The following is a 9,107-nucleotide window of genomic DNA, read 5'->3' as shown; positions in this document are numbered from 1 at the left end:
CTGAAAGCGTTGGAAGGCGATCAAAGCGAAATCGGCGTGCAATCCGTCGTCAAGCTGGTTGAAGCACTGGACAGCTATATCCCTGAACCAGAGCGCGCGATCGACGGCAAATTCTTGATGCCGATCGAAGACGTCTTCTCGATTTCAGGCCGCGGTACCGTCGTTACCGGTCGTGTAGAGCGTGGGATTATTAAAGTGGGTGAAGAGGTCGAGATCGTCGGCATTCGCGACACGCAGAAAACCACCTGTACCGGTGTAGAAATGTTCCGCAAACTGCTCGATCAAGGCCAAGCGGGCGACAACGTAGGTGTCTTGTTGCGTGGCACCAAACGCGACGACGTCGAACGCGGTCAAGTTCTGGCTCACGTGAACAGCATCAAGCCACACTCGCACTTTAAAGCCGAAATTTACGTGCTGTCCAAGGAAGAGGGTGGTCGTCATACGCCATTTTTCAACGGCTATCGGCCGCAATTTTACTTCCGTACCACCGATGTCACAGGCGCGGTTGAATTGCCGGAAGGCGTCGAAATGGTGATGCCTGGCGACAACATCTCCGTCACCGTCAAATTGATCTCACCGATCGCGATGGAAGACGGTCTGCGCTTTGCAATTCGCGAAGGCGGTCGCACCGTGGGTGCCGGCGTCGTGGCTTCTATCATCGAGTAATTAACCATGGCAAATCAAACTATCAGAATCCAATTAAAGGCATTCGATCATAAACTCATCGATCAATCCGCCGGAGAGATAGTAGAGACAGCGAAGCGGACTGGCGCCCAAGTTAAGGGTCCGATTCCTTTGCCTACTAGAAAAGAAAGATTCACAGTACTTATTTCGCCTCACGTTAACAAAGATGCGCGCGACCAGTACGAGTTGAGAACTTATAAGCGGTTGCTTGATATAGTCGAGCCAACCGATAAAACAGTCGATGCCTTGATGAAGTTGGATCTGGCGGCTGGCGTAGATGTACAAATCAAGCTGAAATAAGCAGTAAGTAATAATTTTGAGGATTGGCAGATGTCAATAGGTCTTATTGGTCGTAAATGTGGTATGACCCGGATTTTTTGCGAAGACGGTTCAGCGGTACCAGTAACTGTGCTCCAAATTGACTCGAATAGGGTCATACAAGTGAAAAGTATCGAAAAAGATGGGTATCGTGCGGTTCAAGTTGCTGCGGGCGATATCAAGTCTTCGAAAGTCAATAGAGCAATGGCCGGTCACTATGCATCTGCCAACGTTACAGCGGGTAGGGGTTTGTGGGAGTTTCGGCTGAGCGACGAACAAGGTGTCGATTTGGCTCCCGGCGCATCTTTGGACGTAAATGTTTTTGAAGCCGGACAAAAAGTGGACGTTTCCGGCACAAGTATCGGTAAAGGTTTTGCCGGTACGGTTAAAAGGCATAACTTCCGTACTCAGGATGCAACGCACGGTAACTCGCGATCTCACCGCGTACCCGGTTCGAATGGTATGAATCAGACCCCTGGACGGGTTTTCAAGGGCAAGAAAATGTGCGGTCAGATGGGTGCGGTGAAAACCACGGTACAAAACCTGACGGTTCATTCTATTGACTCTGAAAGGGGGTTAATACTCGTTAGAGGCGCTGTACCCGGTGCTAAGGGCGGTGATGTCGTCATCACACCAGCAGTCAAGAAAGGTTAATAAGGTTAATTTATGAGTTTGCAAATACCTGCAATAAACGGTGGAGACGCAGCTCAAGCGCTCGATGTCTCTGAAGCCGTATTCGGTCAAGAATACAACGAGACGCTGGTGCATCAACTGGTAACAAAATACATGGCTGGTGCTAGGGCCGGAACAAAAGCGCAAAAGACTCGCTCGGACGTGAGCGGAGGCTGCGCTAAGCCGTGGCGGCAAAAAGGCACTGGACGTGCACGCGTTGGTAGCACTCGCAGCCCAATTTGGCGGACAGGCGGTGTTACATTTGCCGCCCAGCCCCGTTCGTACGACCAAAAGTTGAACAAGAAAATGTACAAAGTAGGCATACGCTCAATCTTTTCAGAGCTTTTAAGACAGGGGCGTCTTGCGGTTTGCGATGACCTCACTCCTGCCGTGCCAAAGACCAAAGAGTTCCTGAAAAAAATCAGCGGGATCGAGGTCAAACGTCTACTCGTAGTGGCTGAGGATTTGAACGAAAATCTGATTCTTGCTGCCCGGAATATTCCTTATGTCGCAGTTGTAACACCGACCAGCGTCGATCCGGTGTCTTTGGTTTCGGCTGACAAAGTCATTGCCACTGCGGCGGCGTTGAAACAAATTGAGGAGCGATTGGCATGAGTGCTCAAAAAATTAAGTTAGCAAATGTGCTGCAGGCCCCAATCATTTCAGAAAAAAGCACAAACGCTGCGGATCAAAACAACCAGTTCGTCTTTAAGGTTCAAAAAACTGCTAGCAAACTACAAGTAAAGCAGGCGGTCGAGCTCATGTTCAATGTAAAAGTCGAATCAGTTCGGGTTTTGAACGTGAAAGGAAAAATAAAGAGATTTGGACGCAGTATCGGTAAACGCTCTGATTGGAAAAAAGCATACATAAAGCTTGAATCCGGTCATAGCATCGAATTGGCAACGGCATAGTAAGTTTTAATTAGGTTAATTAGGAGCGGTAGAAGAGCATGGCTATTCTGAAATCAAAGCCGACATCTCCAGGTTCTCGGTTTGTAGTGCGTGTACAAAATAATGATTTGCATAAGGGTAAGCCATTTGCGCAACTACTGGACAAAAAAGGGAATACTGGCGGTCGTAATAACATGGGGCGAATCACCACGCGCCACATCGGCGGAGGACACAAAAAGTTCTACCGTATCATAGATTTCAAACGCAACAAGACAGACATTCCGGCTGTTGTTGAACGGATCGAATATGACCCAAATCGGACTGCGAATATCGCGTTGGTGTTATTTAAAGACGGTGAGCGCCGCTATATTATCGCGCCCAAAGGCATTGAGCTGGGTCAAGAAATACTGAGTGCCGAAACAACGCCAGTTAAACCAGGCAATTGCATGCCATTGCGGAACATGCCACTTGGCACGACTTTGCACTGCGTAGAGTTGCGGCCGGGTAAAGGAGCTCAAATCGCCCGGAGCGCCGGAACGTCGGTGCAATTGGTCGCGAAAGACGGCGCCTACGTTACAGTTCGCCTGCGATCCGGTGAGATGCGTAAGGTCTCCGCAGATTGCAAGGGTGTCGTCGGCGAAGTATCTAACTCCGAACATAACTTGATTTCGTTAGGGAAAGCCGGTGCGAAGAGATGGAGAGGTGTTCGCCCGACAGTGCGCGGTGTCGCAATGAACCCGGTCGATCATCCCCATGGTGGCGGTGAAGGGCGCACTTCCGGTGGTAGACACCCGGTATCACCCTGGGGTACCCCTACTAAGGGTTATAAAACGCGCAAAAACAAACGTACTGACAATATGATTGTCAGACGCCGTAAGCAAAAATAAGAGGTATCTGACGTGCCACGTTCAATTAAAAAAGGTCCATTTATCGATCACCACTTGTTGAAGAAAGTAGACGAAGCGGTTCGAACGAATAATAGGAAACCGATTAAAACCTGGTCTAGAAGGTCGATGATTAGTCCTGAGATGTTGGGGCTGACCATAGCGGTTCATAACGGAAAACTACACGTGCCGGTCTTGATTACCGAAAATATGGTTGGTCACAAGTTGGGTGAGTTTTCGCCAACGAGAACCTACAAGGGCCATATTGCTGACAAGAAATCGAGATAAGGAGTGAATGTGGAAGTATCAGCAAAATTGAGTAACGCTCCGCTGTCTGCTCAGAAGGCAAGATTGGTTGGCGATCAGATTCGCGGTTTGCCGGTTGAAAAAGCGCTAAACCTGTTGAATTTCAGCTCAAAGAAAGCCGCCGCAATTGTTAAGAAGGTTTTGGAATCGGCAATTGCGAATGCAGAGCATAACGAAAATGCCGATGTCGACGAGCTGAAAGTATCGACGGTCTTCGTGAATGAAGGCAGGACGTTAAAACGCGTAAGTGCAAGAGCTAAAGGGCGTGCAAACCATATCCTGAAAAGGACTTGCCATATAACCATTAAAGTAGCAGAGAAATAGAGGTAGAAAATGGGACAAAAAGTACATCCCACTGGGATTCGTCTCGGGATTGTAAAAGATTGGACTTCTAGATGGTACGCAAATAGCCAGAACTACCCTGTACTGCTGCTGCAAGATCTTAAGGTTCGCGAATACATAAAACAAAAGCTTGCGCACGCTTCAGTTAGTCGCGTTCAGATAAATCGTCCGGCGAACAACGCGAACATTACTGTGCATACTGCGCGGCCTGGTATTGTTATCGGCAAGAAGGGCGAAGACATCGATATTTTGCGACAAAATATTTCCGCAATGATGGGCGTTCCGGTTCAGTTAAATGTGGAAGAGATTCGGAAACCTGAACTAGATGCTTATTTGGTAGCGGAAAGTATCGCTCAGCAACTCGAAAAACGAATTATGTACCGCCGAGCTATGAAAAGAGCCGTTACGAACACAATGCGTTTAGGTGCCGAGGGTATCAAAATTACAGTCGCTGGACGGTTAAATGGTGCGGAGATCGCTAGAACCGAATGGTATCGCGAAGGTCGAGTTCCTCTTCATACGTTGCGAGCCGATATTGATTACGGTACCGCCGAGGCGAAAACGACTTACGGCATTATCGGTATAAAAGTCTGGATATTTAAAGGTGAGGTGTTCGATATGGACGCCCATACAGCCTCTTTAAATGCCGAAAATAAGAAGTAGTTGAAGGAGTAAATTAGACATGCTTCAACCGAAAAGAACAAAATTTCGAAAACAACATACCGGCAGAAATAACGGCACAGCCTTGCGGGGTTCGTCTGTTAGCTTTGGCGAATATGGCTTAAAGGCGTTAAGTCGTGGTAGAATGACCGCCCGTCAAATCGAGGCGGCACGTCGGGCGATTAGTCGGCACGTAAAACGTGGAGGAAAGATTTGGATCAGAATCTTTCCCGATAAGCCTATCACCAAAAAGCCATTAGAAGTTCGGATGGGTAAAGGTAAAGGTAGCGTGGAATACTGGGTCGCTCAAATTAAGCCTGGTACCATGCTGTTTGAAATTGAGGGTGTTTCCGAGGAGATGGCTAGGGAAGCATTTCAGCTAGCGGCCGCGAAATTGCCGGTAAAAACTACTTTCTCTGCACGGACAATAATGTAATGAAAGCGTCAGAATTACGAACCAAAACAAAAGACGAACTCCTGACAAATCTACTGGAGCTGTCCAGAGAACAATTCAACCTGCGGATGCAAAAAGGCACTGGTCAACTCTCCAAATCCAGCCAAGTAAGGCAAGTCAGAAGGGACATCGCGCGGATCAATACTATTCTTGGCGAAATGGCGCGGGCTTAAATATGAACGAAAATGTAGATGGCGTACGCAAGGTAACGGGACGCGTCGTGAGCAACAAAATGGATAAAACAGCGTCGGTTCTAGTAGAACGATTGGTTAAGCATCCAGTTTACGGTAAATATATAAAACGCTCGACTAAGTTGCTGGTGCACGACGAAAATAACCTCTGCCAAGAGGGAGACATCGTCGCAATAGCCTCGTGTCGCCCTATTTCAAAGCGGAAATCTTTTACGTTGCTGGAAGTAGTTGAGTCTTCAGGCAAATAATTTAAATAAGTTGGGAATTTAAAAATGATTCAGATGCAAACTAGCCTTGACGTCGCCGATAATAGCGGCGCAAAAAAGGTCATGTGTATCAAAGTTCTAGGCGGGTCTCACCGCCGGTACGCCGGAATTGGCGATATTATAAAGGTGAGTGTAAAAGATGCCATGCCAAGAACTCGCGTAAAAAAGGGCGACGTCTATAACGCGTTGGTTGTGCGCACCAAACGAGGTGTGCGCCGTTCCGATGGCTCTGTCATCCGTTTCGACGGCAACGCTGCGGTCATTTTGAATAACCAACTACAACCGATCGGCACCCGCATCTTTGGACCTGTTACGCGTGAACTTAGGGGCGAAAAGTTTATGAAAATTATTTCATTGGCGCCAGAAGTCCTATAAGCGAGGGTTTACAGATGCAAAAAATTAAACAAGGCGACGAAGTAATTGTCATCGTCGGCAAAGACAAGGGTAAGCTAGGAAAAGTTGCGAAAATCCTGGATAACGAAAAAGTCCTGGTTGATGGGATAAATGTGGTAAAGAAACATCAGCGTGGAAATCCGAATTTGGGCGTTTCCGGCGGAATCGTCGATAAGAATTTGCCGGTCCATATTTCAAATGTAGCCCTTTATAACCCAAAAACAAAGAAAGGCGATCGTGTCGGCTTTAAAGTCCTTGATGATGGAAAGAAAGTCAGATTTTTTAAGTCTACAAACGAGAACGTCGAGCTCTAAGGGTAATTAAAAATGGCTAGATTAGAAAAAAAATACAAAGAGGAAATCGTTCCGGCTTTGGTGAACCAGTTCGGTTACAAAAGCGTTATGCAAGTTCCTAAGTTGACCAAAATCACGTTGAATATGGGCGTTGGCGGTGCCATCGCAGATAAAAAAGTGTTGCAATCCGCTGTGGCGGACATGGAAAAAATTTCAGGTCAAAAAGCCGTAGTTACTTTAGCTCGAAAATCAATCGCCGGGTTCAAAATTAGGGACGATATGCCGATTGGTTGTAAGGTTACATTGCGGGCGGATCGCATGTACGAATTTTTAGATCGCTTGATTACAATATCAATTCCTAGGATTCGCGATTTTCGCGGTATGAGTTCTAAAAGTTTCGACGGGCGTGGAAACTATTCTCTGGGTATTAAAGAGCAAATCATTTTCCCCGAAATCGACTACGACAAGATCGATGCACTTCGCGGTATGGATATTTGCATTACGACAACGGCGCAAACAGATGAAGAAGGCTTGGCGCTGTTGAAACTTTTCAATTTTCCATTCAAAAACTAGAGGCGCAACGATAATGGCTAAAAAATCCATGATAGCGCGCGAATCGAAGCGCGCTGGTTTGATTAAAAAATTCGACACAAAAAGAAAAGAGTTAAAAGAAATTATTCGTTCGCCTGGTTCTTCGTTTGACGAAAAAGAGGCTGCTCAATTACAACTTCAAAAACTACCAAGAGACTCCAGCAAGTCGCGGTTACGCAACCGTTGTAACTTGACCGGGCGTCCGCACGGTTTCTACCGTAAATTCGGACTCGGTCGGAACAAATTAAGGGAAGCCGCCATGCGCGGTGACGTTCCTGGTTTGACTAAAGCAAGCTGGTAAGTCCGGTTATAAAAGAGTTTTTGGAGATTAATTTATGAGCATGACAGATCCAATTGCAGACATGCTGACCAGGATAAGAAATGGTCAAGCGGCTGGCAAAAAAAGCGTCAAAGTACCTTCGTCGAAACTTAAATTGGCAATCGCAAAAGTTTTGAAGGAAGAAGGCTACATTAGCGATTATAAAACCGAGGTTAACGGTACGCATACCGAAATGACCGTTGATTTAAAATATCACAACGGCGTCCCTGTAATCGAAAATGTAAAGCGTATTAGTCGTCCCGGCTTGCGTATCTACCGATCAAAAGACCAATTGCCAAAAGTATTGGGTGGATTGGGCATTGCTATCGTTTCTACATCCAGCGGTGTTATGACTGACAGAGCGGCGCGCGCGATCGGTCACGGCGGCGAAATTATCTGCACCGTTTGCTAATCATTCCGAGGTAAGTTATGTCGCGAGTCGCAAATTCGCCGGTTACCGTCCCAGCCGGTGTAGAAATCAAATTGGACGGAAAAAACATGTTAGTTAAAGGTAAGCTGGGTGAATTAGCCTTTACTTTGAACGATGCTGTTGACTTAGAATTGCAGGATAATCTTATCCGAGTGAAGTGGGATGCCGATTGCAAAGGCGCGAAAGCGCATGCGGGCACGACGAGAGCTTCTATTAGCAATATGGTCGTGGGAGTTTCGGACGGCTTTGTAAAAAAAATGCTTTTAGTTGGTGTTGGTTATCGGGCTCAGGTTAAAGAGAACCTACTAACACTAGCGCTCGGTTATTCCAACCCAGTCGAATATCCGATTCCTGACGGGATTACCATCGAGGCGCCAACTCAAACGGAGCTACTGGTTAAAGGTCGCGATAAACAACGAGTTGGACAAGTCGCTTCTGAAATTAGAGCGTTACGTCCACCGGAGCCCTACAAAGGCAAAGGGGTGAGAATCGCCGATGAATATGTCGCTCGCAAAGAAGCTAAGAAGAAATAGGTGAAGTGATGGATAAAAAGTCATCCAGAATGAAAAGAGCGTTGCGCTTACGCTCTAAAATTAAAGCTCTGAACGTTAATAGGTTAACAATACACCGCACTTCTCAGCACATTTATGCGCAAGTCTTGAGTGCGGACGGAAAGTCCACATTGGCCGCCGCTTCTACGGTTCAAGGCGATATTAAGAGCGCGTTATCCAACACGAGCAATATTAAAGCCGCATCTGAAGTTGGGCGCGTAGTCGCTGAAAGAGCGTTGGCTGCTGGCGTCACCGAAGTCGCGTTTGACCGTTCGGGTTTTAAATATCACGGTCGCGTAAAGGCACTTGCTGATGCCGCCCGCGAAGCCGGACTGAAGTTTTAAGGGGTTATCATGGCAACAGCACCATCTCAAGGTAGTACAGACGGATTACAGGAAAAACTCGTATCGGTAAGGCGGGTTGCAAAAGTAGTGAAAGGCGGACGGGTATTCGGCTTTGCAGCGCTGACCGTGGTTGGCGACGGCGATGGCCGTGTTGGCTACGGGGTTTCCAAAGCGCGCGAAGTTCCGGTCGCCATTCAAAAATCGCTGGAGCAAGCCAGAAAGAACATGCGCAAAGTCGCGCTTATTAACGGCACGTTGCAATATTCCGTCATGTCAGATACGGGGGCTGCGAAGGTTTACATGCAACCGGCTTCGGACGGTACCGGTATTATTGCCGGCGGTGCTATGCGAGCTGTGTTTGAAGTGGTTGGCGTGCACAATGTATTGGCAAAATGCATCGGTACCAGTAACCCGATTAACGTCGTTAGAGCGACTATTAACGGGTTGACCTCGATGAAAGATGCCAAGCAGATCGCCGCTAAACGTGGCCTATCCGTTGAACAAATAACAGGATAAGTA

20 protein-coding genes are annotated in these 9,107 nt (G+C 47.3%); all 20 read left to right on the top strand.

Going from position 1 to position 9,107, the window contains the following annotated elements; translation table 11 throughout:
• Window positions 1-666, top strand: a 666-nt coding sequence (locus tag BJL95_RS13385; RefSeq protein ID WP_254786798.1) for an EF-Tu/IF-2/RF-3 family GTPase, incomplete at its 5' end; no start/stop codon positions are given.
• A 6-nt stretch (window positions 667-672) separates the two neighbouring features.
• On the top strand, window positions 673-984 hold the full coding sequence (rpsJ, locus tag BJL95_RS13380) for a 30S ribosomal protein S10 (protein WP_020484801.1): 312 nt from the start codon (window positions 673-675) through the stop codon (window positions 982-984).
• A gap of 30 nt (window positions 985-1,014) precedes the next feature.
• Complete coding sequence (rplC, locus tag BJL95_RS13375) at window positions 1,015-1,656, top strand: 50S ribosomal protein L3 (RefSeq protein WP_064027404.1); 642 nt, start codon at window positions 1,015-1,017, stop codon at window positions 1,654-1,656.
• A 12-nt stretch (window positions 1,657-1,668) separates the two neighbouring features.
• Entirely contained in the window at window positions 1,669-2,289 is a 621-nt protein-coding gene (gene rplD, locus BJL95_RS13370) for a 50S ribosomal protein L4 (RefSeq protein ID WP_071158636.1), read from the top strand.
• Entirely contained in the window at window positions 2,286-2,585 is a 300-nt protein-coding gene (rplW, locus tag BJL95_RS13365; protein ID WP_064027399.1) for a 50S ribosomal protein L23, read from the top strand. Before rplD ends, rplW begins: the two co-directional genes overlap by 4 nt.
• Window positions 2,586-2,623: 38 nt before the next feature.
• Window positions 2,624-3,451: a 50S ribosomal protein L2 gene (rplB, locus tag BJL95_RS13360; RefSeq protein WP_064027397.1), complete on the top strand. Its 828-nt coding sequence runs from the start codon at window positions 2,624-2,626 to the stop codon at window positions 3,449-3,451.
• A gap of 12 nt (window positions 3,452-3,463) precedes the next feature.
• Window positions 3,464-3,736: a 30S ribosomal protein S19 gene (gene rpsS / locus BJL95_RS13355; protein ID WP_064027395.1), complete on the top strand. Its 273-nt coding sequence runs from the start codon at window positions 3,464-3,466 to the stop codon at window positions 3,734-3,736.
• Between the two features lie 9 nt (window positions 3,737-3,745).
• A complete protein-coding gene (gene rplV / locus BJL95_RS13350; protein ID WP_071158639.1) occupies window positions 3,746-4,078 on the top strand; it encodes a 50S ribosomal protein L22 in 333 nt (110 codons plus the stop codon).
• Window positions 4,079-4,087: 9 nt separating this feature from the next.
• Window positions 4,088-4,759 (top strand): 30S ribosomal protein S3, encoded by a 672-nt coding sequence (gene rpsC, locus BJL95_RS13345; RefSeq protein WP_071158634.1) that lies wholly within the window; start codon window positions 4,088-4,090, stop codon window positions 4,757-4,759.
• Window positions 4,760-4,778: 19 nt separating this feature from the next.
• Window positions 4,779-5,192, top strand: a complete 414-nt coding sequence (gene rplP / locus BJL95_RS13340; protein WP_064028927.1) for a 50S ribosomal protein L16 — start codon at window positions 4,779-4,781, stop codon at window positions 5,190-5,192.
• Window positions 5,192-5,383 carry a 50S ribosomal protein L29 gene (gene rpmC, locus BJL95_RS13335; RefSeq protein ID WP_064028925.1) on the top strand — a complete coding sequence of 64 codons (192 nt, stop codon included), beginning with the start codon at window positions 5,192-5,194 and terminating at the stop codon, window positions 5,381-5,383. The genes rplP and rpmC overlap by 1 nt, the downstream gene beginning before the upstream one ends.
• A 2-nt stretch (window positions 5,384-5,385) precedes the next feature.
• Window positions 5,386-5,649, top strand: coding sequence for a 30S ribosomal protein S17 (gene rpsQ / locus BJL95_RS13330; protein WP_071158632.1), 264 nt, complete (start codon window positions 5,386-5,388; stop codon window positions 5,647-5,649).
• A gap of 24 nt (window positions 5,650-5,673) precedes the next feature.
• Window positions 5,674-6,042: a 50S ribosomal protein L14 gene (rplN, locus tag BJL95_RS13325; protein ID WP_064028920.1), complete on the top strand. Its 369-nt coding sequence runs from the start codon at window positions 5,674-5,676 to the stop codon at window positions 6,040-6,042.
• A 14-nt stretch (window positions 6,043-6,056) separates the two neighbouring features.
• A complete protein-coding gene (gene rplX / locus BJL95_RS13320; protein WP_064028918.1) occupies window positions 6,057-6,374 on the top strand; it encodes a 50S ribosomal protein L24 in 318 nt (105 codons plus the stop codon).
• 12 nt (window positions 6,375-6,386) lie between these two features.
• Window positions 6,387-6,926: a 50S ribosomal protein L5 gene (gene rplE / locus BJL95_RS13315; protein WP_064028916.1), complete on the top strand. Its 540-nt coding sequence runs from the start codon at window positions 6,387-6,389 to the stop codon at window positions 6,924-6,926.
• A gap of 13 nt (window positions 6,927-6,939) precedes the next feature.
• Window positions 6,940-7,245 (top strand): 30S ribosomal protein S14, encoded by a 306-nt coding sequence (gene rpsN, locus BJL95_RS13310; protein WP_064028913.1) that lies wholly within the window; start codon window positions 6,940-6,942, stop codon window positions 7,243-7,245.
• A gap of 34 nt (window positions 7,246-7,279) precedes the next feature.
• A complete protein-coding gene (rpsH, locus tag BJL95_RS13305; RefSeq protein WP_064028911.1) occupies window positions 7,280-7,675 on the top strand; it encodes a 30S ribosomal protein S8 in 396 nt (131 codons plus the stop codon).
• A 17-nt stretch (window positions 7,676-7,692) separates the two neighbouring features.
• Window positions 7,693-8,226, top strand: coding sequence for a 50S ribosomal protein L6 (gene rplF, locus BJL95_RS13300; RefSeq protein ID WP_064028908.1), 534 nt, complete (start codon window positions 7,693-7,695; stop codon window positions 8,224-8,226).
• 8 nt (window positions 8,227-8,234) lie between these two features.
• The gene (rplR, locus tag BJL95_RS13295) at window positions 8,235-8,588 is read left to right on the top strand and encodes a 50S ribosomal protein L18 (protein ID WP_071158630.1); all 354 of its coding nucleotides are present in this window, start codon (window positions 8,235-8,237) and stop codon (window positions 8,586-8,588) included.
• A gap of 9 nt (window positions 8,589-8,597) precedes the next feature.
• Window positions 8,598-9,104 carry a 30S ribosomal protein S5 gene (rpsE, locus tag BJL95_RS13290; protein ID WP_064028903.1) on the top strand — a complete coding sequence of 169 codons (507 nt, stop codon included), beginning with the start codon at window positions 8,598-8,600 and terminating at the stop codon, window positions 9,102-9,104.
• The last annotated feature ends 3 nt before the right edge of the window (window positions 9,105-9,107 follow it).

The sequence above is a fragment of the Methylomonas sp. LWB genome (genome assembly GCF_001856095.1).
Taxonomy (GTDB): domain Bacteria; phylum Pseudomonadota; class Gammaproteobacteria; order Methylococcales; family Methylomonadaceae; genus Methylomonas; species Methylomonas koyamae_A.
Note: the sequence above shows the minus strand (reverse complement) of the source record. Positions and strands in the feature narration are given on the sequence as shown.